The 26,284-nt window shown below is 44.0% G+C and carries 22 protein-coding genes and 1 pseudogene; 12 read left to right on the top strand and 11 right to left on the bottom strand.

Translation table 11 applies throughout. From position 1 onward, the window contains the following. Window positions 1–67: 67 nt before the first annotated feature. The 5 genes from FXV75_RS13390 to FXV75_RS13370 form a co-directional block, all read right to left on the bottom strand. Window positions 68–1,366 carry an extracellular solute-binding protein gene (locus tag FXV75_RS13390; RefSeq protein ID WP_262368553.1) on the bottom strand — a complete coding sequence of 433 codons (1,299 nt, stop codon included), beginning with the start codon at window positions 1,364–1,366 and terminating at the stop codon, window positions 68–70. 158 nt (window positions 1,367–1,524) lie between these two features. Beyond that, window positions 1,525–2,583 (bottom strand): LacI family DNA-binding transcriptional regulator, encoded by a 1,059-nt coding sequence (locus FXV75_RS13385; RefSeq protein WP_148834136.1) that lies wholly within the window; start codon window positions 2,581–2,583, stop codon window positions 1,525–1,527. Window positions 2,584–2,742: 159 nt separating this feature from the next. After that, window positions 2,743–4,248 (bottom strand): tripartite tricarboxylate transporter permease, encoded by a 1,506-nt coding sequence (locus FXV75_RS13380; protein ID WP_148834134.1) that lies wholly within the window; start codon window positions 4,246–4,248, stop codon window positions 2,743–2,745. Between the two features lie 7 nt (window positions 4,249–4,255). Next, window positions 4,256–4,771, bottom strand: a complete 516-nt coding sequence (locus tag FXV75_RS13375; protein WP_148834132.1) for a tripartite tricarboxylate transporter TctB family protein — start codon at window positions 4,769–4,771, stop codon at window positions 4,256–4,258. Window positions 4,772–4,850: 79 nt separating this feature from the next. Next, window positions 4,851–5,843 (bottom strand): tripartite tricarboxylate transporter substrate binding protein, encoded by a 993-nt coding sequence (locus FXV75_RS13370; protein ID WP_148834130.1) that lies wholly within the window; start codon window positions 5,841–5,843, stop codon window positions 4,851–4,853. A 304-nt stretch (window positions 5,844–6,147) separates the two neighbouring features. Between FXV75_RS13370 and FXV75_RS13365 the strand changes: the two genes are divergently transcribed. Beyond that, window positions 6,148–7,125: an IS5 family transposase gene (locus tag FXV75_RS13365; RefSeq protein WP_148830718.1), complete on the top strand. Its 978-nt coding sequence runs from the start codon at window positions 6,148–6,150 to the stop codon at window positions 7,123–7,125. Between the two features lie 246 nt (window positions 7,126–7,371). On the opposite strand, the gene FXV75_RS13360 is transcribed toward FXV75_RS13365, so the two are convergent. From FXV75_RS13360 to FXV75_RS13350, 3 genes are all read right to left on the bottom strand, one after another. Then, window positions 7,372–8,307 carry a sugar ABC transporter substrate-binding protein gene (locus FXV75_RS13360; RefSeq protein WP_148834128.1) on the bottom strand — a complete coding sequence of 312 codons (936 nt, stop codon included), beginning with the start codon at window positions 8,305–8,307 and terminating at the stop codon, window positions 7,372–7,374. Window positions 8,308–8,381: 74 nt separating this feature from the next. Then, the gene (locus FXV75_RS13355; protein WP_148834127.1) at window positions 8,382–9,323 is read right to left on the bottom strand and encodes a sugar phosphate isomerase/epimerase family protein; all 942 of its coding nucleotides are present in this window, start codon (window positions 9,321–9,323) and stop codon (window positions 8,382–8,384) included. A 56-nt stretch (window positions 9,324–9,379) separates the two neighbouring features. Continuing rightward, complete coding sequence (locus FXV75_RS13350; RefSeq protein WP_148834124.1) at window positions 9,380–10,387, bottom strand: Gfo/Idh/MocA family oxidoreductase; 1,008 nt, start codon at window positions 10,385–10,387, stop codon at window positions 9,380–9,382. A 381-nt stretch (window positions 10,388–10,768) separates the two neighbouring features. Here FXV75_RS13350 and FXV75_RS13345 point away from each other — a divergent pair, with 381 nt between their 5' ends. Continuing rightward, a complete protein-coding gene (locus FXV75_RS13345; protein WP_148834122.1) occupies window positions 10,769–11,818 on the top strand; it encodes a LacI family DNA-binding transcriptional regulator in 1,050 nt (349 codons plus the stop codon). 159 nt (window positions 11,819–11,977) lie between these two features. Here FXV75_RS13345 and pepQ read toward each other — a convergent pair whose 3' ends face one another. Beyond that, the gene (pepQ, locus tag FXV75_RS13340) at window positions 11,978–13,261 is read right to left on the bottom strand and encodes a Xaa-Pro dipeptidase (protein WP_148834120.1); all 1,284 of its coding nucleotides are present in this window, start codon (window positions 13,259–13,261) and stop codon (window positions 11,978–11,980) included. A 246-nt stretch (window positions 13,262–13,507) separates the two neighbouring features. Here pepQ and FXV75_RS13335 point away from each other — a divergent pair, with 246 nt between their 5' ends. The 9 genes from FXV75_RS13335 to FXV75_RS13295 all read left to right on the top strand — a co-directional run bounded on the left by FXV75_RS13335 (window position 13,508) and on the right by FXV75_RS13295 (window position 21,842). Further along, window positions 13,508–14,164, top strand: coding sequence for a cytochrome b/b6 domain-containing protein (locus FXV75_RS13335; RefSeq protein WP_148834118.1), 657 nt, complete (start codon window positions 13,508–13,510; stop codon window positions 14,162–14,164). Between the two features lie 127 nt (window positions 14,165–14,291). Next, a complete protein-coding gene (gene hutC, locus FXV75_RS13330; RefSeq protein ID WP_262368552.1) occupies window positions 14,292–15,047 on the top strand; it encodes a histidine utilization repressor in 756 nt (251 codons plus the stop codon). A gap of 92 nt (window positions 15,048–15,139) precedes the next feature. Further along, window positions 15,140–15,439, top strand: a complete 300-nt coding sequence (locus FXV75_RS13325; protein ID WP_222863141.1) for a hypothetical protein — start codon at window positions 15,140–15,142, stop codon at window positions 15,437–15,439. A gap of 35 nt (window positions 15,440–15,474) precedes the next feature. Next, entirely contained in the window at window positions 15,475–16,176 is a 702-nt protein-coding gene (locus FXV75_RS13320; protein ID WP_222863140.1) for a hypothetical protein, read from the top strand. A 57-nt stretch (window positions 16,177–16,233) separates the two neighbouring features. After that, entirely contained in the window at window positions 16,234–16,803 is a 570-nt protein-coding gene (locus tag FXV75_RS13315; protein ID WP_187424898.1) for a YqiA/YcfP family alpha/beta fold hydrolase, read from the top strand. Between the two features lie 75 nt (window positions 16,804–16,878). After that, complete coding sequence (locus tag FXV75_RS13310; protein WP_222863139.1) at window positions 16,879–18,396, top strand: DUF262 domain-containing protein; 1,518 nt, start codon at window positions 16,879–16,881, stop codon at window positions 18,394–18,396. After that, on the top strand, window positions 18,389–19,684 hold the full coding sequence (locus FXV75_RS13305; protein WP_148834110.1) for a DUF262 domain-containing protein: 1,296 nt from the start codon (window positions 18,389–18,391) through the stop codon (window positions 19,682–19,684). Before FXV75_RS13310 ends, FXV75_RS13305 begins: the two co-directional genes overlap by 8 nt. Window positions 19,685–19,805: 121 nt before the next feature. Next, window positions 19,806–20,909, top strand: a complete 1,104-nt coding sequence (locus FXV75_RS13300) for a transposase (protein ID WP_187424847.1) — start codon at window positions 19,806–19,808, stop codon at window positions 20,907–20,909. Window positions 20,910–21,125: 216 nt separating this feature from the next. Next, the gene (locus tag FXV75_RS13295) at window positions 21,126–21,842 is read left to right on the top strand and encodes an HNH endonuclease family protein (protein WP_222863138.1); all 717 of its coding nucleotides are present in this window, start codon (window positions 21,126–21,128) and stop codon (window positions 21,840–21,842) included. A 166-nt stretch (window positions 21,843–22,008) separates the two neighbouring features. On the opposite strand, the pseudogene FXV75_RS13290 reads toward FXV75_RS13295, so the two are convergent. Next, window positions 22,009–22,507, bottom strand: a pseudogene (locus FXV75_RS13290) (IS5/IS1182 family transposase); the annotation flags it as partial. Window positions 22,508–22,803: 296 nt separating this feature from the next. On the opposite strand from FXV75_RS13290, the gene FXV75_RS13280 reads away from it, so the two are divergent. After that, window positions 22,804–24,909, top strand: coding sequence for an AAA family ATPase (locus FXV75_RS13280; RefSeq protein ID WP_148834108.1), 2,106 nt, complete (start codon window positions 22,804–22,806; stop codon window positions 24,907–24,909). Window positions 24,910–25,037: 128 nt separating this feature from the next. On the opposite strand, the gene FXV75_RS13275 is transcribed toward FXV75_RS13280, so the two are convergent. Beyond that, window positions 25,038–26,216 carry a helix-turn-helix transcriptional regulator gene (locus FXV75_RS13275; protein WP_148834106.1) on the bottom strand — a complete coding sequence of 393 codons (1,179 nt, stop codon included), beginning with the start codon at window positions 26,214–26,216 and terminating at the stop codon, window positions 25,038–25,040. Window positions 26,217–26,284: the final 68 nt, after the last annotated feature.

The raw sequence follows: 26,284 nt of genomic DNA, 5'->3' as shown, positions 1-26,284 counted from the left end.
GGCGTTTTTTTAGCTCGGTTGAGCCACGTTAAACGTCACCCATAGGCGTAATCGGCGACTCGCTGGTTTAATGGCCATAACCTAAGTTACGACGGATGTCGGTATTGATCTCATCGGCCGCATTGTCGAGGGTGTCTGTCACGTCGGCACCATCGGCGATGTCGGCCAATGCTTTTTCAAATACCTTGGCCGCCACCACATAGCCCGGTGTCACAGGTCGTAGCATGGCTTGTTGTGCAGACAGTTCAAAGAAGGTCGCCATCGGTGCGTCGGTTTTGTAGTACTGGCTAGCGGCGGCGGCAGCTTTGGTTGGAGGGATTAAGCCAATAGCATCCGAAAAGGCCGTTAAATAACGATCTTGAGAGGCAAACTTAATAAAGTCCGTCGCGCCTTGTCCGTGAGGCGTGGAAGCAGACACACCAAACTGCCAACTGGCTGCGCCAATTTTAGGGCCGTTCCCAAGGTCTGGAGCAGGTAAAAACAAGACATCGTCACCAAAGGCTTTTAGCATGTTCAGAGCGGTCCAGTTGCCGTTCCATTGAATGGCGTATTTGCCCTCAACAAGCCCGGTTTCGCGGTCAGCGCTGTCTTGTGAATTGCCCGGTGTATAGCCTTTTTGGAATAGCATTTGCCACCATTCACCGAACGCAATCGCTGCGTCGCCATTCAAGGCTCCTTCCGCGGTTTGATAGGTGTCGCGGTTGATAATGTCACCACCAAAACTCTGCAACAAAGGGCTAAAAGCATACGGATACCATTCGCCTTTCCATGCTAAGCCCAGATCCAATGGGTAATCGTATTGCCCGGTTTGCTTTAAGGTCTCTAGCGCGCTGTTAAATTCATTTAACGTCCAAGGTTGCGCTAGGGTTGGAATACGGATATTGGCGTTCATCAAGGTCGATTTACGGGTGATCATTGCCACTGCCGCATCCCATAATCCCAATGAATAAAGCTGCCCGTCCCAGTAGCCTTTTGTGCCAGGTAAGAAATTTTCGATTGATGCATTGTCAATCTTTAACGGTTGTAAATACCCGGCCCAGGCCCAGTTCGGCATAACGGGGCCGTCTACATCCATGATATCTGGTAGATTGCCCGCCAAGGCGGCCGCGATGACCGAGTCGTTATAGGATTCCTGCGGGAAACTTTGTAACGCGACTTTCCAGTCTGCTTGGCTTTTATTGAAGTCGGCCACTATTTGGTCAATGATTTTCGCTTCGACTGGATTGCCTGCACCGTGATACCACAGAGATAAATCGGTGGCCGCAAAGGCGGCCACCGATCCCATACTGAGCACTGAAATACCAGCAGCCAGTAGGGCGCTTTTTACTATTGTTGTTTTCATGTTTTTCATTGTTTTTGTTTTCATGGTTAACGTCTCCAAGTTGTAACGATAGGTTATAAATGCAATGACATCGGTGTCATTTTTTTGGTAAAAAGACATCGATGTCTTTTTGGTTTTTTACTTGTCTTTAATGTGATTCGTCTTTTGTTGTGTGCTGTTCGGTGAATGCGTCATTCATTGTGTTAGCAAGTGTCATCATGGTGATGATCGAGTACTGAGTGTCGCCAGACCACAGGGCAGGGCACTCGAATGGGGATGCTTTGCTGGTCGGGTTGTTTGTCTTGGATTTGTGTCAGTAATAACCGAGCGGCTTCGGCGCCTATTTCTCGATACGCTAAATCCACCGTGGTTAATGAAGGGTATAGGCTTTCAGTAATGGATAAATAATTATCGTACCCCGCGACAGAAATGGCTTCAGGAATACGGATGCCACGAGAGCGTAAAATTCCATAAAGTTTTAGTGCCATTTTATCGTTACCACAACAAATTACCGTAGGCGGGCTTGCTAAAGACAGTAGTTGATCAACCGCGCGCTCGACCAACGCCTTGTTGTCGATATGTTGTACGGTGTCTGCGCAAAGGATAAGGCTTGGGTCTATGTCGATTCCTGCATGTTGGAGGGCGCGAGAATAGCCTTGTTTTCGTAACACCGTGGCGACCATGGCGTCATCTAGGCTGAGATAGGCAATACGCCGATGCCCTGTCTTGATAAGACGTTGGACCAAATGGTATTGACCTCCTTCATCGTCTGGAACGACCGCAGGTGTGTGTTTGGTATCAAAACAATTCGCTAAAACGATCGCCATGTCTTTACGGTGGACCGACAGATTTACTTGCTGATGGTAATCGGCCACATAAATGATGCCTTCCACACGGTGCTCTTGAAAGGTGCGAATCAAATGTTCGACACGCTGGCTGTTGTCGCCGGTATCGGCAATCAACAAGGTTTTGTTAGACGCCTGAATAACAGATTGAATGCCTTGCACGATAAATAGATCAGGCAACCCCGTTGGCCCCACAACCGTATTGTGGGAAATAGCGCCGGTAATGACGCCAATTAACCCTGATTTATTCGATCGCATTGCTCTCGCTGCCGTGCTGGGGATATAACCCAACTGGTCGATGGCGGCTTGCACTTTGGCACGAGTTGCTTCCCCAACGGGAACGTCGTTATTGAGCACCCGAGACACGGTCTTTGGCGACACATTGGCGATCTTAGCAACATCGTAAATGGTGGACATTTATTATTATTCCTTAATGACATCGGTGTCATATTAGCGCTTTTCAATTTCTTGTCAATGATAAACATATAAAATTGGGCTAAAAAAAAGGGCTCTGACCCTGAGGTATCTATGGATACCTCAGGGTCAGAGCCCTTTTATTTCTTTTGTTTAGCCCAACTATGTGTTTTTGAATATCCTCGGTTTAACGAGTTTTCTCCACAAAGGCGATTGGGTAAATAGGATCAGTATAATGATGCTAAACAATACGGTAGAAAGTGGGCTGTGCAGTAAGTTAATGAATAAGTCGCTTACGCTGCCACGCTCCGATAGTATCGCGCGGCGCCAGTTTTCATCGGTCAAGGCGCTGAGTATTACTCCTAAGATAACGGGCCCAACAGGGAAGCCGTATAGGCGCATAAAATAGCCAAACACCCCAAATGCCAACATCCACCAAATATCGGTAATGGCGTTGTTGATGGCGTAAGCGCCCACAATCGATAATAAGAAGATCAGCGGAATCAAGATGCCTTTTGGGCATTCAACAATTTTTGAAAACAGTTTGATGCCGGTTAAGCCAAAAATCAGTACAAAAATGTTCGCCAGTGTTAGGTTCCCCACGGTAAACCAAAACATGTGCGGTTGCTCGATCAGTAACAAAGGCCCGGGGTTTAAACCGTGAATAAACAAAGCACCAATGAAAACCGCGGTCACCGCATCGCCCGGAATACCCAGCGTAAGCATTGGTATGTAAGCCCCCCCCACCGCGGCGTTATTGGCCGCTTCTGGCGCAATTAAGCCTTCTTTTGCGCCTTCCCCAAAAGGGACTTTTGGATTTTTGGTGACGCGTTTAGCGTGGTCGTAGGCCATGAGTGCGGCAATATCGCCGCCTGTGCCTGGTAATGCCCCCACGATCACGCCAATAAAAGACGTTTGCAGGCTCAACGGCAGGTATTTTTTTACGTCAGACCATTTGGGAATAATGCGCGAAATCTTTTGTTTCACCACCGCTTTATTCATGTGGTGTAACTGATGTAAAGCCTCCGAAATACCAAACATACCGATCATAACGGCAACCGGGTTGATACCGTCCCATAGCTCAACAACGCCATAAGTAAAGCGCTCCTCGGCGGTCATAGGATCCAGACCCACCGTACCGATCAACAGACCTAATGCCCCAGCAAAAATGCCTCTTGCTAGGCTGCTGCCTGATAAAGACCCTACCAACATGATGCCCAAAATACCTAACATCATGTAATCACGTGGTTGAAAGGTGATGGCAAATTCGCTGACCGTTGGTGCCGCAAGCGCAAGCACAATAATACCAACAAAGCCGCCGACAACAGACATCACGGTGGATAAGCCAATCGCTTCACCGGCTAAGCCTTTTTTCGCCAAGGGATACCCATCTAGCGCAGTGGCAATCGCAGAAGGTGCACCGGGAATGTTCAATAAAATAGCGGTTCGAGAGCCGCCATACACGCCGCCCATATAGACGCCGACCATTAAGCAAAGGGCGTAATTGACGTCCCATGAAAAGGTAAAGGAAATCAGAATAGACACGGCCATAGTGACGGAAAGGCCAGGAATGGCCCCGACATAAATGCCTAAAAAAGTCCCCAAGGCGGTTAAACCAAGCAGTTCAGGCGACACCCATGACATGGCAAAATACTGTAAAGCATCCATAAAACGACTATCTCCACCACGATTTTATTGAGGATAAGATGTCGCGCTCAGGCACAATGCCCTCGGGTAGCACGACCTGAAAAACCAAACGAAAGATAATGTACACAACAATCAGGGACAGCAAGGTAATGGTGAGTGTGGTTAGCACGCTTCGTCGATATAAAAATTGGATAGCAACGAATAAAAAAACAAAGCTGGATAAAATAAAACCAAGGCTTTCAAGCACCACTGAATAAATTAAAATCAGCGCCATAATGGTTGCGACCACTGGCGGAAAACAGTGATAGGCAAAGCGAACGCCTTGCGCAGCGGGCAATTTCAAGGTGTTTAAAAAAGCAACACAAGACGCCAGCACCATGACGGCCGAAGCCGCGAGGGGGAAAGCCCCTGGTGAGCTCAATGAGCGAAAGCCAGAGATGTTAAACGCTTGCCAAAAAAGATAGACACTGCCCAGTACCAGTAGCAAACAAAAAATACGTTCGCCGGGTTTACGGGTTTTTACAAAAGGGGACGGACTGGACATGATCACTCCAGATAAAGCAAAAAAAGAGACGCGACGAACCGGTCAGTCGACGCGTCTTAGGGGTTGTACTGGCATAATACTATGGTTTACGGATACCAAACTCTTCGGGTGAGAATTTGCTAAAGCCCGCATCGTGAACCAACCAAGAAGACGTTGAACGGTAGCCTTCAAGAAAGTAATCGGCTTCTTGGCCAGAAATGTTCATGATGGTGAATCCGCGTTTTTGCATTAGATCAACAAAATCTTTGTTGAATGCGGCTTTCTGGAAAGCGGCTTGCAATTTTTCAATGGCCTCATCTGGCGTGCCTTTCTTAGCAAAGACACCAAAGAAAGGGCCCCAGGGTAGGTAAGATTTCATGCCGGGTAGCGCGTCTGTAATAGGTGCAAGGTTTGGTAAAAGTTTGTTGGCTTCTACGTCGACAATGCTGATGGCTTTCATACGGCCGGCTTTGATTTGCTCAATTGTCGCGCCTAATACGGCTGGCATTACGTCAATTGCACCGCCTTGAAGCGCCGTTAAGGCTGGGCCGTCACCGTTGTAAGGAATGCTGGTGTACTCCAAATCAACTTGAGACGCAATCATTGCTAATACAATAGAGGTAAGACCGCCTGGGCCTGTTGAGCCGATTTTGACTTCGCCTGGATTCGCTTTTGCGTAGGCAACAAATTCTTGCATGGTGTTGAAGGGAGCGTCGTTGTTGGCCACAATAATAGGCGTGCCACGCGCCAAGACGTTGATGGCGATCATGTCGCTGTAGTCAATGTCTGAAAGGCCAAGAATTTTGTACATCTGTGGGTTTTCAGCGCCCATTAGAAGTGTATAACCGTCCGCCTTTTTGGCGTTTACGTATTTGGTAGCAATTGCACCAACGCCGCCGGTTTTGTTCGTTAGGATGATGTCACCCCCCAGCTCTTTTTCAACATGAGGAGCAATAGAGCGCATGACCGTATCGGTTGAACCGCCGGCGCCCCATTGGATAATGCCTTGGACATCTTTATTTGGGTAAGCGGCAAAGCTTAAAGTGGAAGAAAGGGATAGTGCTGCTAGTAACGTAATTGTTGTTTTTTTCATTATAGGCCTCTGTGTTGTCCATCAGTTGATGGCGTTGGCTTGGTGAATGTTTTTATTATAAGCGATCAAAAATGATCGCTCTCTGAGCAAGTGTTTCACAACCAACATAACCTTAGCCGATGCTTCGAGGTTTATAAAGACTGAATCCATTCCATATTTTGCTCATTTTATTGCTCTTTAGTTATAGATTGTAAATGGAAGGATAGAATAAATAAGCGGAAAAAGGCTTAGTGAGACCTTTGCACGAATAATCCCCTTCGATCCTATGAGATAATAACCAAAAGCAAAGAAGAGCAATCAAAAAATGGCGTGGAAAGAGTTAAAACAACAGAGCTTTGCCGATGCGCTGCAAGCATCGAATCGGTTTATTGAAGAATTTGACGAGATTCATGACTTGTTGAATTGGTCCTGCATTGAGCGATTATTCTGTGACATTCACAACCGTACAAAAGGTGAACGCGCTTGGCCTCCGTTGATGATGTTTAAAGCTTTGTTATTGCAATCATGGCACAACCTAAGTGACCCAGCGCTGGAAAAAGCACTGGCTCGCGACTTATTATTTCGCCGGTTTGTCGGTGTCGGCCTAGATCAAGGCGTTCCCGACCACAGTACAATTTGGCGTTTCCGTAATCTGCTAGAGAAAAACGGATTACTAGACGCAGCGATGACCGAGATCAATGCCCAGTTAGCCGAACAAAGTCTGATCATCAAACAAGGTGAGATAAGCATCATAGATGCCAGCGTGATAGAAGCGAAGAATGCTCGTCCTCGTAAGAATGCTGAGGGTAAAAACACGCAAGACCCAGAAGCAGGCTATAGCGTTAAGCAAAGCAGCGATGGAAAACGTAAAACCACCTATGGTTTTAAGGCCCATACAAATGTGGATGAGGATGGTTTTGTCAAAGAAGTCATGCTCACGGCAGGCAATGTTCACGATTCGATTCCATTTGAATCGATACTCACTGGTCATGAGCGGGAAGTGTATGCAGACAGTGCGTACAAAAGTGCCCAGCACAGCAGGTTATTGAAGCAAAAAAAGGTCAAAGAATGCATTATCCATCGAGCTTATCGTAATAGACCTCTTAACGAGGATCAAGAAAAGCAAAACCGTTATTTTTCCAGTATTCGTTCCCGTGTAGAGCATGTCTTTGGGATAATGAAATTGCACTATGGGTTAGGTAAAGCGCGTTATCTAGGACGGGCTCGCAATCAGGCTAGGGTGAGTTTAATTTGTATGGCTTACAACCTAAAACGGGCGTTTCGTATCCAACGAGAATGCTGAGATAGCAAGTAAAGTCCGTCCAAGTGGACTATGTGGGCATTTTTATGAGTTAAAGAGCACTGATTTTTAACGATGTTGACCGTTTTCTATAAAGACGTTGATTGAATTTTTTATAAAAGACCTTTGGCAAGCAATATGGCTAGATCGACTGCTCATGCAAAGGTCTCTTAGTATAATAAAAAAAGCTGCACTCTTCTTTTGAAGAGTGCAGCCAATGCTTGTTCGAGGAAGCGAACAAATCGAAAGCTAGTTGAGCTTGATGTACTCGTTCATATTGTTTGGTGTGACGAGCTCAAAAGGAATCCACACTTTTTGATCGACATCTTCACCCTTCATCAGCTTAAGTAGAGTTTGCATTGCGCCTTTGCCTTGAGCTGCAGCATTTTGGTAAACGGTCACATCGAGATCGCCTGCTTTCATTGCTGCTAAGGCGTCTGCGGTAGCATCAATGCCTGCAATGACAACGTTTTTCATATCGATATCGGCAGCTTTCATTGCTTGAATGGCACCAATGGCCATTTCATCATTATTGGCGATTACTGCATCAAATGTGATGCCTGCAGTTAGCCAGTTGGTCATTAGATCGTTGCCCTCTGTTCGAGTAAAGTTTGCAGATTGCTCAACAACTATTTTGAGCCCCGAACATTCTGGCGTCGCGATGACATCATGAATATCTTTAGTTCGTTGTTGGGCAGCATTGTCACCTAGTGTGCCCATCATGACGGCGACATCGCCTTTGCCATTTAATAAGCGGCATACTTCTTTGGTTTGTAGCGTGCCTGAATCAATTTCATTTGATGCCACAAATGCTTGGTTGTCTGGTAAAAAGTCGACATTTATTGGGCGACGACCAACAAAAACAAGTGGTATGCCAGCTTCTTCTGCATATTCTGTCATCGCTTGTGTTGCGTCAGAATCCACCGTATCTATGATAATGCCGTCCACACCTGAGGCAATGAAGTTTTGGATTTGATTGAGTTGAACGCCGATTTCATTTTTGGCGTCTTCCATCTGGGCGTCAATACCTTCCTCTTCAGCGGATGAGCTTAAACTGCCACGTAGGACAGATAAGAATAAATCATCAAAGCTGAAAAGACTGATGCCTACCTTATAATTGTCTGCCATAGCAGTGCTAGAAATGAGTGTTGCTGCGAGTGTTGTTGTTAAGAGTAACTTTTTCATTATTTTTATCCTCTAATTTAACGGTGTTAAGCAAAATAGCTTAATGGTTAACCTGTTAGTTTTTTTGATTCATATTAGCGACTTAATGATGCGTGTAACGCATCTATTGAGGTTTTTACGCCCGCTTCAACGGACATGGTTAAGTCTTCCATTTCAAGTGATACCCAATCGTTGTATCCGGACATTCGAACTACAGAGAAAAACGCTTTCCACCACTGTAGATCTTGCCCACAACCTACTGCCACATAGTTCCAAGCACGGTTTGCAGTATCTTCAACTGGTTTGGTCTCGAGCAAACCGTTGATATCGACAAGCCCTCGTTCAAGTCGAACGTCCTTACCATGACAATGGTGAATTGCTGGCCCAAGAGCGCGTGCTGCGGCTATAGGGTCTGCCCCCATCCAGATTAAATGGCTAGGGTCGAGGTTTAGGCCAATCATCGGGTCCACTGCGTTTCGTAGGCGGAACAAGGTTTCTGGATTCCAAACCAACATTGAGCTGAAGTTCTCAAGGGCAATTTTTTCTACACCATTACTCTTTGCGTGGACAACGAGGTCTTTCCAGTAAGGAATTGCTACGTCATTCCATTGGTAATCTAAGCGCTCTTTTAAAATAGGAGGCCAGCTAACGGTATATGTGATCCAGTTTGGCACTTCATCATTTGGGCTTGCAGCAGGCAAGCCACTCATCATGACGATTTTCTTGACGCCAAGAAGGCCAGCCAAAATCATGGTGTTGTGTGTTACTTCTCGATGATGCTTACCCAGCGTACCTGGATCTAAGGGGTTGCCAGATACATTCAGAGCAGCAATTTCTAGCCCATGAGACTCAATGGCGGCCAAGTATTGCTTACGTTTTTCTTCGCTCGCAAGTAATTCTTCCATGTTTAAGTGAGGTGCGCTTGACCAGCCACCAGTGGTTAATTCAACGCCCTCGACATTCATGGATTGAAGGGTGTCTAGCATGTCTTCAAAAGACAAATGGCCAAGACTGTCGGTACAAAAAGATAATTTCATAATCACTCGCTTGTTATTTTTTTGTAAAACACATCAATGTGTAAAATAGCGTTTTGTTATTGATAAAAAGTGGGTTTTTCAGGGATATCAATGGCTTCGATTGCTCCTGAATGTTTGGCTTTGAGGCAGACGTCAGCCGTAACTGCGACAACATAGCCATCCCATGCGCTTGGGCCATTCATTTCGCCTGCTAAAGTAGCGTCGATCCATTCTTGTAGTTCTACATCGAAAGCATCAACGAAACGTTCTTGCCAATCGACAATGATTTCAGTGGATAAGCGTGCATTGTGGCGGCGTTGTAAGCTGCTTGGTTCTGGTAATGACACTGTGCCTGATTCGCATATTATGTTGCATTGAATGTCATAGCCGTACTGGCAATTCACAAAGCTTTCGATATTGATCAAAATACCATCACGGGTTCTTAACAGAATGACGTGTGGGTCTTGCAGTCCTTCATCGCAAAGTCGAGTACCACGAGGTTGAATGACCTGAGCTGAAACATAATCGTCTTGGAGTAACCAACGTAACACATCAAATTCATGTACTAATGAATCGCTAATGGCCATGTCACCAAAGAACCCTGGTGCAGCTGGTGCTCTGTGTGCGCAGTTTAGTATCAGGGGAAGCCCCATTTCTTGATCAGTAATCACGCGTTTTAACCGACGATAACCTCTATCAAAACGACGCATGAAACCAACTTGAACCAAGTGCTTCCCGGCTTTAATCTCCGCATCAACTATATGACGACAACCTTCAGCGGTGACGGCTAATGGTTTTTCACAAAAAACGTATTTCCCTGCTTCCACTGCAGCCAATACAAACTCTTCATGCGTTGGTCCCCACGACGTTACGAGGATTGCATCAACATCTTTTGATTGAATAAGATCAATTCCGCTTTCGAAATACACGGCATCAATGGTCTCTTGTAATAAAAACGCATCAGTTTGCTCTCGGTTTACATCATTCACTGCGACAATGCTGGCGCGGCTTAATTTATGGTGGATGCGTTTAATATGGTCTTTTCCAATGGCACCAATACCAATAACTCCTAACTTCAACGTCATAAATACGCCTCTAAAAGATTAAAAAATGATAGTTTTTATATTAAAAAATCAACACACGTGTGACTTTTTATACTTTTAAAGCCAAACTAAATCTTGTCGTTACTTGAGCGAGTAGAAATGAGATAAAGTGGATTTAGAGAGATGAATATAGATAAGAAAGGCAATTTATTGGTGATGATTTTTTTCATTTTTATGCTCCAAACAATTGATAAAAAAGAGTTTTATCATTTTTAGTGTTGTTTTTATAATGTTATTCTGCATCTTGATGCGTACATTTTTTGTCCGCCAACTAGATTGACTTGGAGTATTCTCTAAATATTGAAATAAAAAAACTAAATGATATGATTTGCTATCAAAACATCAAAAAATTTGAGTGAAAAAATGATAGAAAATATCAAAAATAAAAAATCACGTAAAATCACCTTGGCACAAGTGGCAAAAGAAGCAGGTGTTGGTGTCGCGACAGTTGACCGAGTGATTAATGGTCGAGCCAAAGTGAAGGTGAAAACCATCGAACGCGTACTGCAAGCCGCACAAGTCTTAGGTTTTCATGGCGCTAACTTGATACGCATGCGGCTAGACAGGCAAGGGCGAGAGAAAAAATTAGGTTTTATTTTACAGCGCTATGCGAGTGTATTTTATCGGGAATTAGCAGAGTCCCTCCGAGTTGCGTGTACCGAAAATGAACAAGCAGAAATTATACCGGTAATACACTTTTTAGAAGAATTAACTCCGCGGGCGGTAATACAAGCCATTGAGCAGCTTCGTCATCAAGTGGATGCGATTGCTGTTGTCACTGCGGATCACCCTCGAGTTAATCAATCCATTGAAGAAACACAGGCAATGGGTATCCCTGTCTTTACTTTATTAAGTGATGTAACGGCTGTAGACAGAGCTGGTTCTATAGGAATCGACAACCGCTCTGCGGGACGTACAGCGGCATGGGCGATTACTCATTTAAGCTCGAAAGAAGGCAAAATAGGCATTATCATGGGGAGTCATCGCTATTTATGCCAAGAGCTGTGTGAAGCCAGTTTTCGCTCATATTGTCGTGAAAATACGCCGCGGTTCCAAATTGTAGAAGCCATTGTGAGCTTAGAAGATGCATCATTGGCAGAAGAGGCGACACTGGAATTGTTGAAGCACAACCCTGATTTGGTAGGTCTGTACTGCACTGGTGGTGTAGAAGGCATGTTAAATGTATTGAAAAGTGTCAAGCAAGCACAGGATTTGATTGTGGTATGCAATGAACTTACGGACAAAACGCGTGCCGCTTTATTAGACGGTTTAATTAACATGGTCATCTCTCATCCTCGGCAGTGTTTATCGGCTCGTTTGGTTGATGACATGCTTCACTCAGAGCGTCCGTTAAAAGGTCGCCCTGAAGCAACTTTATTACCGTTTGATATATGTATTTCAGAGAATGTGTGAGAATGAATAGCTACAAAAAGCATCAACTGATTATTTCTAGCTATAACGGATAGCTATCCGTTATAGCTAGAAATATTGAATAGGGGGTCTGTTATTATGATCTATATGGCGCGAAAATGGTGCTGCAGCATACATGATAAACGATATTTATTACTTCCATCAGATGAGCCCAGTTTCACGCGTTAAGTTTTCAGGAAGATCGTCTTTTACCACAACGTTGTCTTCGATTCGTATACCGCCATAGGGCATGAAGTGCTGAATACGAGCCATATCACATCCATGATTCACCATTTCGGCCTGCATTTTCTCTATTAACATGGGAATAAAATACAGACCCGGTTCAATGGTCACCACCATGTTTTTTTCTAATGTTCTGGTGAGTCGCAAGAAAGGCGCGCTTTCGTCTGGTTTGCTCAAAGTGCCTGCGGAATCGGTTTGATGACCACCCACATCGTGAACCTGCAATCCTAATAAATGGCCCAAACCATGCGGAAAGAAAACCTGCGGGATGCGTTTGGTTAACTGCTCCTCAACGCTCAATGCACAAATTTTATGATCGTGAAGCAAGGTTGCGATACCGACTAACGTGTCTTGATGTAAGTCGCGGAAACTAACCCCAGACATGACGCTGCGGCACAGTTTCTGTTCCATGGTGTCGAGATCGTTGACCAGTGCGCTGAAGTCATCGTCATGACGGACAAAGGTGCGAGTAATGTCGCTCGCGTAGCCGTGTTCAGAGGCGCCTGCGTCAATCAGTAACGTGCGAGAATTCTCCATTTGTTCGATGGATTTGTGTTCATAATGCAAAACGGCGGCGTGTTCATTTAAGCCAACAATACCTGGATACGGTTCTTGCGCCGCCGTTTGTTGGCTGGCTTTTAGGAACGCCAAATGAATCTCTAATTCGCTCATACCAGCCAAAAAAGCGTCTTTTGCGGCTACGTGTCCTGCTACAGCGCGTTCACTGGCACGGCGCATGGCTTGAATTTCGAAATCTGTTTTTACCGCTTTTGCAAAGTCCACATAGGCTTTTAAGCCGTCACAAACCACCGCGGCCGTTATCGGCTGTGGTCCAAGCCACGCGGTGTGTTTTGGGAGGTTGCTGAACCATGCGTCGTTTTTTTTGGCGGGAATGATAGACCAATTTTTTTGCCAGTCACCACCCGGTACCGGATTGGGGGCATGCCAAAAATCATCACGAACCGGCCATACCAAGGTGGGTTGTTTGCCCGTTTGAAGCACGACATAGGTTTCGGCGCCAAGCGTAAAAGGCAGCCACTGCTGAGCGCCAGAGTATGCGTGAAAAGGGTGAGTGTGATCGTCTTGAAAATAGTAGCTTTTTTCCCCTGAAGCCAGAACGATGGCATCGAGACCAAAATGCGCCATGGCGTCTTCGTATCGATGAATGAGAACGTCTACATGTTGTTGATAAAGTGTTGTCATAAAAAGACTCGTTTGTGGGTATGCGTTCGTGAAAACAGCCTAGTGTGTCTTCCTTGTGGTCTAGGCTGGTGAGCTCAGGGGGCTTGTTATAAGAACAGGTTACTAAAATATGTCCGTCAAACATAGCGCAAACTGTTCCACAAAATCGCACTTAAGCCAATAATTTGCTGGATTTTCACATAAGAGTGTTTAATGTCGTAGAGAATGGCGAACGCATGTATTTTAGGTTCAAGGAGAGTGACTCAAATGAAATCCACATTGGTTTGGGATTGGCCGGTGCGCGTGAGCCATTGGTTGATGGTGCTGTTGTTCACGGGGCTGATCGTGAGCGGTAAGTTGGACGGTCAATACATTGAATACCATTTTTATATGGGCTACAGCCTGTCGGCGGTGGTGATTGCGCGGATTTTGTATGGTTTTTACGGTTCGTACTACGCGCGTTTTCGCCAGTTCATTAAGGGGCCTAAAGCGGTCGCGGATTATTTGGTTTCTGTGTTAAAAGGCAAGCCTCAGGCGCATTTAGGCCATAACCCACTGGGTGGCTTAATGGTCGTTGTGTTGCTGGGTGCCTTAACGGTGCAATGGGGCACGGGCTTGTTTAGCAGTGACGAGATTTTTTGGTCTGGTCCGTTTAATGGCCTGATACCAGAAGACTGGGCGAGTGAGCTGGCGTCGCTTCATCACATCTTGCCCGATGTGCTGATTGGGCTGGTAGCGGTGCATATTGCTGCGGTGTTGTACCATGAAATACAGTTAAAAGAGCGACTGATTCACGCCATGGTCAACGGTAAAAAACCGTATCATAAAACGGTTGTATCAGTCTCAACACCTCGTTGGGGCGTGATTTTCTCGTTGTTCATTGGGTTTGCTTGGCTGGTGGCGTTATGGCTTATGCCGGTGTGACTCAGTCCACATCAACATGAGCCGTGATCGAAAGGTATAGATGAGTGGGTTGTGTAGGGTCACTTACTCGCGTTATTCTTTGTGGCGGATCTAAACACATTCACACATTACCCAATGGAACCTTTCAGTGTCTGATGTCACTATGCCTAACCTTGCTGAGCTGCTGGACGATTTGGCAGACGAATCCCAACCGATTTATGCCAAATTAAAACACGCCATCTCACTGAAAATTTCATCAAGCGACTGGTTGCCCAATCAGCGGATTCCATCGGAAGCCGAGATAGTAAAAGCGCTTCGTGTCAGCCGAATGACGGTGAATCGGGCGTTACGAGAACTCACCGCAGAAGGTTTGTTGGTACGTCATCAGGGGTTGGGTACGTTTGTGGCAGAGAAAAAAGCCCATTCAGCGCTGTTTGAGGTTCATAATATAGCGGAAGAAGTGGCGGCTCGTGGGCATACACATCGCTCTGAATTGCTCGTGTTGGAATCGACTAAAGCCACCATGGAAGAAGCCATGACGCTGGGCGTTCGTACCAATCATCGAGTCTTTCGCTCCGTGGTGCTGCACTTTGAAAATAACTTGCCTATACAAATCGAAGAGCGCATCGTCAATGCCTCGCTTGCTCCCGATTACGATAAACACGATTTTGCCAAACACACGCCCTATGAATACCTTATGACCGCGGCACCCATGACCGAAGGCGAGCACCTGGTTGAAGCCGTATTACCCACCAAAATAGAATGCCAACGCCTGCAGATTCAAAGCACAGAGCCGTGCTTGCAAATCAAACGTCGCACTTGGGCGGGTGACAGTATTGTGACCGCGGCGCGATTGCTTCATCCCGGGTCGCGTTTCCAATTGTTTGGGCATTTTGGGCGCTAGTGTATGGCAAAAGAAATGCGGTAAACTAGCAAACACCATTTCATCCTACACTTAATTAAACGGTAAAACGTTTAGGGATCTTCACGAAGCCTATGTTTACACCTCACCAAAGCGCGTACTTTGCCCATTGGCTCACTCAATCAGGGAAAGTAGAAAACCAAGTATCCAAAGTGATTGCGTCCGCTCGTGTAGACATGAACCCTCATCAGATTGATGCCGCGCGCTTTGCGCTTAAATCGCCCCTAGAAAGAGGCGTATTACTAGCGGATGAAGTGGGTCTGGGTAAAACCATTGAAGCCAGTTTGGTCATCGCGCAAAAATGGGCGGAAGGAAACTGGCAGCCAATAGGTGATGTGGAATTAAATCCAGAGCAACACAAAGACGCTGCTTAATTACTTTAGGCGACAACTACCTTGAAAAACGTCGGTTGAGTCAAAGAGAAGTTGATTCGGTACCGGAACAATTAAGTAGGCTCCAAGAGATTGATGAAATTCTAAGGCATTTAGAGTACGTTGACTCAATGAAGCTGAAAAGTGTGGAAGATTGTACTGTTGATGATGATCACGATACGGACAATGATCACACAACGAGTTATCAATTGAAGCGTAATGATTTAACTCAATATCAGGTCGATAAAGTTAATGTGGTCTACCAAAAAGTACTAAGAGAAGTCGTTACTCATCGCTCTTATGGTGTGGTCTCCCAAGATGAATATGTGGTGTTTCCTCAAGCAATGGATCAAGCTGCTGCCGCAAAACATTTGCGCCAAGAAGAATTTTACGAGCTTGGCGAAGCACTATTGAGGTTGAAAACAAGCCATCCTGATGAATACCTTGTTTTACTCAATGACTGGGCAGGATCTTGGGACTCGGGAAAGCGTACTGTGTACCTTCTTGGTTCAAAGTGTTCAAAGTGTTCAAAGTGTTCAAACTGGCAATGCATATTTAAGAAAATGGGCGTATTGATTAACTTTAGTGGCGAAAAAGCACTAAAGCATAACCAATTAAGCTTGTGCTGCAAAAAACTGGAGTCGATCACATTGCCATCAGGTACAAAAATGAAGGTGAGGGTGTTTGGGCGCTTGATGTTCTTATTGACTATGTGGGATCAGTCGAAAAAATCTGACTAGTATTCTGGTGCGTCACCTTAAGCAGTCGCTAACAACATAAAGATGGAACAACCACTCATGAACATATTGTACATCCACGGATTTGGTTCAAAGTTTAAGTCTCAATCGGATAAGGTAAAAAGCCTGTCTTCTATTGGGGTTGTGCACGGAATAGACATTGACTATACCGATAGGAAGTCGGACATTATTTCGCAGCTAGAAAGCGTCATCATACAAGAAGACATTGAGTTACTAGTTGGTACGTCAATGGGCGGGTATTTTTCTGCCGAAGTCGGTCTGATGGTCGGTCTTCCTTATGTCATGATCAATCCAGCGATGAACCCTAGAACTACTCTTAGTAAGTACATTGGTGAAGGCGTTGACTACTATGGGAGGCCTTATCACTTAGAAGAAAGTACAGTAGAAGAATACGACCAAATGGCACTGGAAAAGCAGCATGGGCTTCTGCTACTAGATAAGGGTGACGAGCTTATTGATTACAGAGAAACTGTGCGGTTATTACCTGATATACAGACGTTGATATTCGAGGGTGGATCGCATCGTTTTGATCACATTGATGAATCTTTAGAAACTATTCAGCAATACGCAAATAGACTGTCTGTAGTATTGGGGTTTGGAGAGTGCTGAGGCTATAAAGTCGCCAGCGTCCTAATAAGTGAGCCATGGAACATCAGATACCAATATTAGTTTATAAGGATGAATATGGAACAACAAGATGTTGAGGTACGCATTGCTAGCTTTACCGAACTAGCCAATGGTAATAACCCATTAGCCCTAGACAGTTATCAGCGTGCGTATGTCTGGGACGACAAAAAAATCAATCAATTACTGAACGATTTTCGTCACTTTATAGCGACTATTGGAAATGCAAGCAGTGGATCCGTAACAGATCAACCGCAGCATTATTATATGGGGACATTGCTTATTCATCATCAGTTGGGTGCAGATGGTAAGCGCTTTGTGATTGATGGGCAGCAGCGGCTGACAAGCTTGGCGATACTGTATTTTTTGTTAAATGGTGAATTGCCTAGCCACATGCAGTTGAGTTTTCGTTCCAGTCGTTCCATGGTGAATATCCAACAGGCAAAAAAGATAATGCAGCAACAGTTGCAAGAGCATAGCCTGTCAGCAGATATTTTTGAGCGCTTGAGGTTTACGGTAATTTCAGTTCAGCGAGAAGATTTAGCCTTTACCTTTTTTGATACTCAAAATAATAGAGGCGTGCCTTTAGGCGGAACCGACCTATTAAAAGCCTTTCATTTACGTGCTATTTCAAATGGGATGCTAGCGGAGGTTGAGCAATTACAAAGCCATTGTGCCAAACGTTGGGAAAAGGTACAGATTCAAGGGGAGCAGGGCAGAAGCAGTAAAAACAATGATTTTGCCCCTGAATTATTTCATTACTATTTGTGGCGTGGGCGCAACTGGACAGGTAGCCATGTGCTAGAGCTAGAGAACCAGGATGAGCTTTTGAGTCATTTTGGCGAGCAAAGTATTGTTTCTCAGTTAGGTGAGGTGGCGTTATACCCTGCAGGCAGTAATCAATGGGGACATAAATTACACTTAACCAGTAATAATGAATACCAGTTACAGCCAACTTTGCAAAACATGGGTAATAGCGCCGCGTATTTACCCTTGGCTTTGCGTCAGCCCATTAGTCGTGGTGTAGGTTTCTTTTTGTATGCTGAGAAGTATGCTGCCTTATTAAATACCCTGCTGCATAACCCCAGTGAAAATGCCGAAGTTGTAGCAGTTCAGACGTTTTATAATCAGGTAGTAACAACGCTGTCTGCTTATTTACAAAGTTTGTACCGCTTGGCTTGGTTGGCCTATTTTGATCGCTTAGGCAGTCAGGGTTTATTGCGGTTTGTATTGTGGTTAGACCATCACTTGGGTGCCATTCGTTTAGGTCAGGAAGATATTCGTCGTGAAACACCTATCAAGTTTTTAAAAGATAAAAAGCAAAATTTACTGGATGTAATTGCCTATGCCTATCGCGGTGAAGACGTAGTGAGTTATTTGCAGTGCTCAGATGTTAGCGCTATATACTCAAAAAAGAATGGTTGGAAAGAGGAAGTTAAGGAAGGTAGAAAAGTACAGTCGCGATACGCTAGTGCGGTTGCAGACTATTATGGCCTAGATGAGCTATCGAAAAAAGACAAAAGTATCGAGTCTCATATTGATACTGTGTTGTTAGTACAGGGAGTGCAGTATGACTAATTTTCAATCGGACCTCATTACTTTGAACGATGTAATAGAGCAACAATACTTTTTTAATATCCCCATATATCAGCGGCTTTATGTGTGGGGCCAAGAGCAAATAAAGACTTTGCTTGAAGATATAGTGCAAGCATATGAAGAAGATAAAAATGAATTTTATTTGGGTGGCACGTTAGTTATTGAGCGCGACAGTTGTGAAATGATTAACGACAAACAGACGTTTATGTTTGACCTAATTGATGGTCAGCAACGGTTTACAACGCTTTGGCTCCTTAGCGTGGTATTAGGAGAATCTTTAAATGAATATCGACAGGTTCACACCGAAGAGGGTGTGCGACCTCGTCTTGGTTTCGCTATTCGCCCACAAGTAACTGTTTTTTTCGAGCGCTTATCTCGCGGTGAGTCGGCTAGCTTGCCAGAGGGACGCCAGCTTGAAGACGCCCTAGATGAAATCCGCTCATTTTTGAGTAACTATAAATCTAATAAAAAACAGGGTGATGGTGATCAGGTACTTGATGTCGTTACATTATCTGATTTTATTCGTAATAAAGTTCAGCTCATATTAACCCGTGTACCAAAGAATACCGATTTAAATAAGTTATTTGAGGTGATTAACAATAGGGGCATTCAGCTACAGCACCACGAAATACTAAAAGCCAAGTTATTAGAGTTTTTGCCTCGTGAAAAACGAGATAGTTACAGTTACGTGTGGGATGCTTGTTCAGATATGGAGGGATATGTAGAGCGTAATATTCGACAAGTAACAAAAATAAATACCGTGGACTTATTTATACAAGAGGATTTAGGTGTAGAGCGTCTTGCAAAATCAAAGTATGTTCTTGATGTATTGAATGAGCTTCAGCAACAACAAGCAGTGAATGAACTAAGTCTTGCAGAAATACTTAATGAATCAGAAACGTTCAAGCAAGATGAATCAGAGCTTAATGAAAAAGAACAGACAGGTTTACCTGATAGAGTATCAAGCATTATTAGTTTCTCTATGCTTTTACAGCATGTGTTGCGTATTTATCTCTCAAATAGTGATAAATACGAATCGAAAGATATAGCCAAAATATCAGACAAAGACCTATTGAATATTTTTAACACGCATTGGCTAGGTTGTTCAGTTAAATTGGAGTCTGCAGATATTGAGAGTTTTATCGGTTTGTTATGGGAAGTACGCTATCAGTTCGATAAGTACGTGATCAAGTGGGTAATGGTTGAAGAAGAAAAGATTCATTCTATACGTAAACTTCGTGTCAATAACAGTAAAGGCAATACTTATTGAGGTAATTGCAAAACTGTCGATATAAGCCATATCTATTCGTGGAATAACGAAAAAAGAGAAGACGTGGGCTGCCGTTTCCGGCGACGATAGCGTTCTCACACAACATCGACATACCCACTCTATGAATGCTACGACGCCCCAACAAATAATGCAACGCTGGCAAATCGTTCAAGGCCAATTGATTCCTGCTTTACACCAAGAAATAGGCTTGTTGACCCCAAAACTTGAAAAACTGATTCATATCTTGGAATGGTCTCGCATCGAAGAGTTTGTGACACGTTTTTCGTATCGGACGGGGCGTCCTCCCCATGAACTCGCTTGGTTAGCCAACGCGTTTGTTGCCAAGGTAGTGCTTGGGCTTACCACCACGGTGCATCTAATAGAACGCCTAAACATGGACAAAGCATTACAGCGAATCTGTGGATTTCCGCTTCATAAGAAACTGCCCTCAGCCTCGACTTTTTCTCGTGCGTTCGAGACGTTTGCCAAAGATAAGTTGGCCGAACGTGCCCACGAGGTGCTGATCAAAATGCACTTTGGAGATCGTCTCATTGGGCATATCAGCCGAGACGGGACGGCGATTAAGGTGAGAGAACGTCCACAAAAGATCGACAAAGTGGACACGGATAAACCTAAGCTTAAAGGGCGGCCCCGCAAGGACAAAGATGAAAACCGCCCGATCAAATTCAATGTGGCACGGCAACGTACCCAATGCCTAGAAGAGATGCTTAAAGAGATCCCGGTTGATTGCCGTCGTGGCACAAAATGCAATGCTCAAGGCTATAAAAACAGCTGGAATGGCTACAAACTGCATCTAGACATTGCAGACTGTGGCGTCCCCATCTCCGCTTTGCTGTCCTCAGCCTCCATGCATGACAGCCGTGCCGCCATCCCTCTGTCTCACATCAGTGCGGCGAGGGTGACCAACCTTTATGATCTGATGGACGCCGCCTACTGCAGTATTGACCTGCATGAGCACAGTAGAGAGTTAGGGCATGTGCCCCTGATAGATCACAACCCCAGAGGGGGCGAGAAAGAAGGATTTGAACCCGCCGATACGGTGCGTTATCGGGAACGTTCGGGCGCAGAACGAGCCAATGGCCGACTCAAGGATGAGTTCGGAGGTCGACACATCTGGGTACGTGGTGAGGTAAAAGTCATGAGTCACCTGATGTTTGGCATTTTAGTACTGAGTGTCGATCAACTGCTTCGACTGCGGCAATAAATCGCAGAAAGATAAGTCATGTATCGAGGATATTGTGCTTCTGGGGTGGTCACAGAACGAGCCGCTATGATCAATAAAGAGAGAAAAGCGATGACGACCTAGTCAAAATAGAAAATGCATAGAAACACATGCTTAACTGAGTAAAAAAACAGCCTCTAAAAGGGCGATAAGTTATCCACAAATGGGTTGGCTATTAGTTTTGCAAGATGCTCTTATTTGCAGCGTTCCAGTCAAGGTTCGACACCAGACTTTGCCTTATTACAAAGTATGCTTTATCATTCCCAGCAAATGACAACTCAGTATTGGCTAACTCCATTGCTTAAATTTTTATTAGAAAATAATAACGAAAATGCAGAGCTGTATTTAAAGCATCTTGATAATAATTTGCTGTGTAGTGAGGCTAATGCTCCCTTAATTAAACGAACTCATCGCTACTTAGTGAATGCTTGGTATACTGAGGCAGTATTAGACGCGAATATAAGTCTTAATCAAATCTATAGTAACGGGACGCAATATCCGCATTATTGGTTTTATAAACTTGAATACATTTTGTACCTCAAGTTAAAAAGTAAAGACAGTAAGCTAGTTGATAATTTTAGAATGACGGCTAAAAATTCAGTTGAGCATGTCACTCCGCAAAATCCTCGGATCAAAAAAGAAGTTATATCTGATGATTTATTGCACACTTTTGGGAACTTAGCTCTAGTAACAGGAAGCGTTAACTCTGAAATGACAGATGATGGTTTTACGGTTAAGCAGGCCAAATTTAAAGAAAGACATAAAGGCAAGGGTGTGTCTTTAAAACTTGAATATATTTATGAAAATACACAGTGGAAAAAAGAAGAGATAGAAACTCATCATAATAAAATGATTGAAGAATTTAACCTATATCTTAGTGCTGTAAGTACTAAGTGTAAGGGAATTGCTAAATGAGTTACGTAGGTCTAAAGGGTCGTCTCTTGGAGTCAATTAAGTTGTCATTATTATAATATTATTAATGCTTGAGTCTTTATGTAAATATAGTGAAAATTCAAAAAATTTGTAGTGCCGCTGAGTTTTATGTGATTTAGTTAAATAGTTGTCCCTGAATAATAGCGTTTCAAGCAAGAAGCGCCATGCTATTTTTGGGTCTTTCCAGTAAAAAAGTTATTTTCAGGTATAATCGTCTTAAAAATGGCCCAAATTATAGGGTACAATAAAGCCACTTAAATAGCTTACGTAGGCTCTGACCGCAGGCACTTAAGATAACGTTGATCGCATTGCCTGAGTTTTCCATCGGATTTGTGATGCCCTATGATGGGTTCTACGCTGTTTCACTTTCCCATTCAGCGCCTCTCTTTCTTAGGGACTCCGCGTTTTGACCTGCAACCAAGACGTTAATGTCTTCCACGCCAGACCCTTTGTACCCTCGATCAACAAGCAGGTTTCTGGTTTTCGCCCAGTGAGGGTTTCTACTTGTTGGAGTTGATCTTTCAAGGTATGCACATCATACGGATTGCTAGGATAGTATCTTGCTCCCATGATGAAGGATTCTTCCTACTGGCTTTCACACCAAATTCGTAGCGCTTACGCGCTTTACCTTTGGATATACTGTCCACTAAGTCGGTTTAAAAAAGCATGCAAATTATCCGTTTCACTACTTTTAGCCTCTAAACAAGCTCATTCTACCTTGTCTATGTTTTTTGAACGGATTACCCTTTTGCCGCTCGTATCATCTGGTTAATCTTAAACACATTGGCCCAAGCAAACAGCATGTTCAATTTGTTGCCATTTTTATCCAAGCCCCGATAGTTCCACTTAAAAAATGAGGAAGTCGACTTAATCGACCTTTAATACGTCATATATTGTCGCGTTAAATCCCTACAATGCTGCAAAACAAGCAAAGGGGTGCACGATGGAAAGTTATAAAACGTTAGGTTTTATTGATAAATGCGATAAAAATGCCGAGCCTATTATTAAGCTTTGGATGCTTAGAATTTTGGTTAATTTATCGGCGGTGAATCAGTTTATGCAAAAGCACCATTTTAAAGACGATAGCATCGCTGAATTTTTGGGCTTGGGTCACTATATTGAAGGAGTCATCGAGTTTAATCCACAAGCAATAAAACGCGAGCTTTCTGCCACCGCTGCAGCAATGGAGCTTCAAAGCGAAGGCAATTTATTGCCTTCAAACTTACAAAATAACTTAAAAAGCTTGAGTACGCAGATTGAGTTAGATGATGTGGAACAATGCCTGGTTGGCTTTAGTATTCTTACTAAAACAGAGCTACTGCTTGTAAAATGCGTTGACTATTTAAGTTACACTTTATCGACTTCTAAAGCCTATCATGCCTTATCGGTTATTTTAAATATCCCCGAAAGTGCCATTAAAAAGGCATTGAGTGCTAACAGTAACTTGGTTCGTTCGGGCATTTTAAAACTAGAAGAGCATATAACAACGCTTGATGAAAAATTAGAGTTGGTTTCATCAAGATTTGCCGATGCTGTATTAATCGGTGAGACTGACCTTGCAGAGCTGTTTAAAGGCACGGTTGCTAAAAGCCTTTCCACCACTTTAGGCCTCAGTGATTATGAGCATGTTAAGCAGCTGGCTATCTTGTTACCGTTTTTGCAGCAAGCCATTAAACAGGGTTTAAAAGGCATTAATATTTATATTTACGGCCCTGCTGGCACAGGCAAAACACAGCTGGCAAAAGTGCTAGCACAAGAGTTGCAAACCGATTTATTTGAGGTAACCACTGAAGATGATAATGGTCACCCCATCAGTGGTGAAAGACGCTTGAGAGCGTTATCAGCAGCGCACAGCTTTTTATCACACCGCAAGGCGTTAATACTGTTTGATGAGGCAGAAGACGTATTTAATAATGAAGCACAAAATGGTCAATCTGGGGGTTTTAGCAGACAAAGCACGGCACAGCGCTGTAAGGCTTGGCTTAACCGTTCATTAGAGGAAAATGCCACACCCACTATTTGGCTAGCTAATACGCGTAATGGTCTAGACCCAGCGTTTATTAGGCGTTACGCCATGGTGTTTGAATTGGCTGTGCCTCCGGAATTACAACGTAAAAAAGTGCTTAACCAATATGCAGGAAAGTTTTTAAGCGAACACGTAGTAAAGCAATTAGCCAAAGCCGATAGCCTTGCACCTGCGGTTGTTGCCAATGCGGCCAAAGTCACTGACATTATTAGAGGGCATGACACAAGTGTTAACACCGATGCTGTATTTACAAACTTGATTAATCAAACACTTGAAGCCCAAGATCATCCCACTATTAATGTGCATTACCATCCAATAAAAGAGCAGGCTTATAACACTGATTTTCTGAATACCAGCGTCGATATTGCCGTCGTGATTGCTGGCCTTAAAGCCTCTCGCCAAGGTCGTTTGTGTTTTTATGGCCCACCAGGCACGGGTAAAACGGCCCTTAGTAAGCACATTGCCGAGATGTTGGAGCTACCTTTTATTTGCAAAAAGGCTTCCGATTTACTTTCGTGCCACGTCGGCAAAACCGAAAAAAACATTGCCCGAGCCTTTAAGTGCGCTAGGGAGGAGGGCGCTATCTTGTTGATGGATGAAATTGATAGCCTTTTGCAACACCGAGCTAATGCTAAACAATCGTGGGAGCAAACCCAAGTGAATGAGATGCTCACACAAATGGAAAACTTTGAAGGCATTTTTATGGCATCAACCAATCTCATTGATACGTTAGATGTTGCCTCAATTCGCCGTTTTGATGCCAAGATAAAATTTGATTATTTGAACCAACAACAATTGACCGATATGTTTGGTCGCTTTTGTCAAAGCTTTGACATTGAGCTAAAGGACAACGCATTAAACAACCAAATAAATCACCTGCACGCCATAACCCCTGGCGATTTTGCCTTAATAAGCAGACAAAATAATTTTAACCCTGTTACATCATTAGCCGATCTAATTTCAAGGCTAGAGGCAGAACAAATCCTAAAAGGCGAAGTGAAAAACAGAATGGGGTTTATTTAAGATCAAGGCGAATCCATGAGTAAAAGACAGTGGGGTGCACATCAAGTGGCGTATCCATAACGTCCGTCATTTCAAAAAAATTGCTGGTTAGTCATCATCTTTGGCAGATATGACGCCTATGTTGATGATCAATCGTGCTGGTACATGGTGTTCATATTTCCAGCAATTTGCGCAATCCATTGGCGCATAGATTTGGGTGATAGCACTTCTATTTTATCGCCCTGGCTTAAAATCCAATACCGGAGCTCATGGCTGTCAACAACCGTTGCTGTGAGCTTGTGGCTCTCGGGTTCTTTGTTGTTTTGAATTTTTTGGTCAGTTGATAACGGCATTTCTGTTAAGTGGTATTTTAAGTAGCTATGAATGTTGGCTTTTAGCTTTACCGTAGTGTCCGACTTATCTCTGTCCCAAGGCCACGACATTTCGCCTCGGTCAAGGTAGCCATCTATATTAAAATTTGGGTCTTGCTTAATGCTTTCATTTAGCAGCTCTACATCACTGTAGCGTTGTAATGCTGTAATACGAATGTCATCGTAATCAAAAAACTTGCTTATTAAGTACAAAGTATTGGCTCGTTGCACAATGCCAAAGGGGCTAACGACCTGATCAGGTCTGCCGTTGTAGCGGCACTTGAATTTTGTATTAGCAAGCAAAGCCTCATAAATCTCACCAACAGCTTCTTGATCCACTTTGGCAGGCATTAGAACCGTGTTTGGCAAAATGCGTATTTTATCAAACCAGCTGGTAAAATTAGCTTGGTTAAAGGTTTCTAAAATAGCTTTGGCTTCATCTATGTATTGTTCAATATGCTTTAACACCTTTTCTGGCATTAAGCATTTGAGGTGCTCATAACCCATAAGTAATGTTAAAGCCGCCGATGGGTCCATCACTGGCAAGCCACGATTAATGGAGTGCTCACTAAAAGCCCAGCCCACACCCTCTTTGCCACGACCTGTTGCTGGTGTATCAATAATACTAAACGCACCACTGGCTGATAGCATTTGAATATCACGCTGCACTGTTCTTGCTGTGACATTAATACCTTGGTTTTTAAGATAATCTACCAACTGCTTGGTGGTCTTATATTTGGGCCAGCGTGGTAGCTCCATCAAGATAAGAATTTGGCGCATGCCTGAATCTGCCATAGTGAGCTCCTGCTGTTTATCCGCTGCATTACTGTTTTTGTCTGCGACACAATATGACGCATTGCCCACCAAATAGAAAGTATCAAGACACCAAGGGTTTCGTTGGTCTGTCGTTTTGGCGGCTCTTCTATAAACGTCAAAATATGTCGCTTTAAAAGCCAATAATGCTCCAAGGCTTTACGATAAAGCAATGATAAAGCAATGATAAAGCCTGACTTTACTAAATTACC

The sequence above is a fragment of the Marinomonas sp. IMCC 4694 genome (assembly GCF_008122525.1).
Classification (GTDB): domain Bacteria; phylum Pseudomonadota; class Gammaproteobacteria; order Pseudomonadales; family Marinomonadaceae; genus Marinomonas.
Note: the sequence above shows the minus strand (reverse complement) of the source record. Positions and strands in the feature narration are given on the sequence as shown.

Bases quoted from the DNA above. Each gene is read 5' to 3' on its own strand.
- FXV75_RS13305 (WP_148834110.1), top strand. From the start codon at position 18,389: ATGACTAATTTTCAATCGGACCTCATTACTTTGAACGATGTAATAGAG.
- pepQ (WP_148834120.1), bottom strand. From the start codon at position 13,261: ATGACAACACTTTATCAACAACATGTAGACGTTCTCATTCATCGATAC.
- FXV75_RS13375 (WP_148834132.1), bottom strand. From the start codon at position 4,771: ATGTCCAGTCCGTCCCCTTTTGTAAAAACCCGTAAACCCGGCGAACGT.
- FXV75_RS13335 (WP_148834118.1), top strand. From the start codon at position 13,508: ATGAAATCCACATTGGTTTGGGATTGGCCGGTGCGCGTGAGCCATTGG.
- FXV75_RS13365 (WP_148830718.1), top strand. From the start codon at position 6,148: ATGGCGTGGAAAGAGTTAAAACAACAGAGCTTTGCCGATGCGCTGCAA.
- FXV75_RS13325 (WP_222863141.1), top strand. From the start codon at position 15,140: ATGTTTACACCTCACCAAAGCGCGTACTTTGCCCATTGGCTCACTCAA.
- FXV75_RS13390 (WP_262368553.1), bottom strand. From the start codon at position 1,366: ATGAAAACAAAAACAATGAAAAACATGAAAACAACAATAGTAAAAAGC.
- FXV75_RS13280 (WP_148834108.1), top strand. From the start codon at position 22,804: ATGGAAAGTTATAAAACGTTAGGTTTTATTGATAAATGCGATAAAAAT.
- FXV75_RS13345 (WP_148834122.1), top strand. From the start codon at position 10,769: ATGATAGAAAATATCAAAAATAAAAAATCACGTAAAATCACCTTGGCA.
- FXV75_RS13385 (WP_148834136.1), bottom strand. From the start codon at position 2,583: ATGTCCACCATTTACGATGTTGCTAAGATCGCCAATGTGTCGCCAAAG.
- FXV75_RS13310 (WP_222863139.1), top strand. From the start codon at position 16,879: ATGGAACAACAAGATGTTGAGGTACGCATTGCTAGCTTTACCGAACTA.
- FXV75_RS13350 (WP_148834124.1), bottom strand. From the start codon at position 10,387: ATGACGTTGAAGTTAGGAGTTATTGGTATTGGTGCCATTGGAAAAGAC.
- FXV75_RS13315 (WP_187424898.1), top strand. From the start codon at position 16,234: ATGAACATATTGTACATCCACGGATTTGGTTCAAAGTTTAAGTCTCAA.
- FXV75_RS13300 (WP_187424847.1), top strand. From the start codon at position 19,806: ATGAATGCTACGACGCCCCAACAAATAATGCAACGCTGGCAAATCGTT.
- FXV75_RS13380 (WP_148834134.1), bottom strand. From the start codon at position 4,248: ATGGATGCTTTACAGTATTTTGCCATGTCATGGGTGTCGCCTGAACTG.
- FXV75_RS13360 (WP_148834128.1), bottom strand. From the start codon at position 8,307: ATGAAAAAGTTACTCTTAACAACAACACTCGCAGCAACACTCATTTCT.
- FXV75_RS13370 (WP_148834130.1), bottom strand. From the start codon at position 5,843: ATGAAAAAAACAACAATTACGTTACTAGCAGCACTATCCCTTTCTTCC.
- FXV75_RS13355 (WP_148834127.1), bottom strand. From the start codon at position 9,323: ATGAAATTATCTTTTTGTACCGACAGTCTTGGCCATTTGTCTTTTGAA.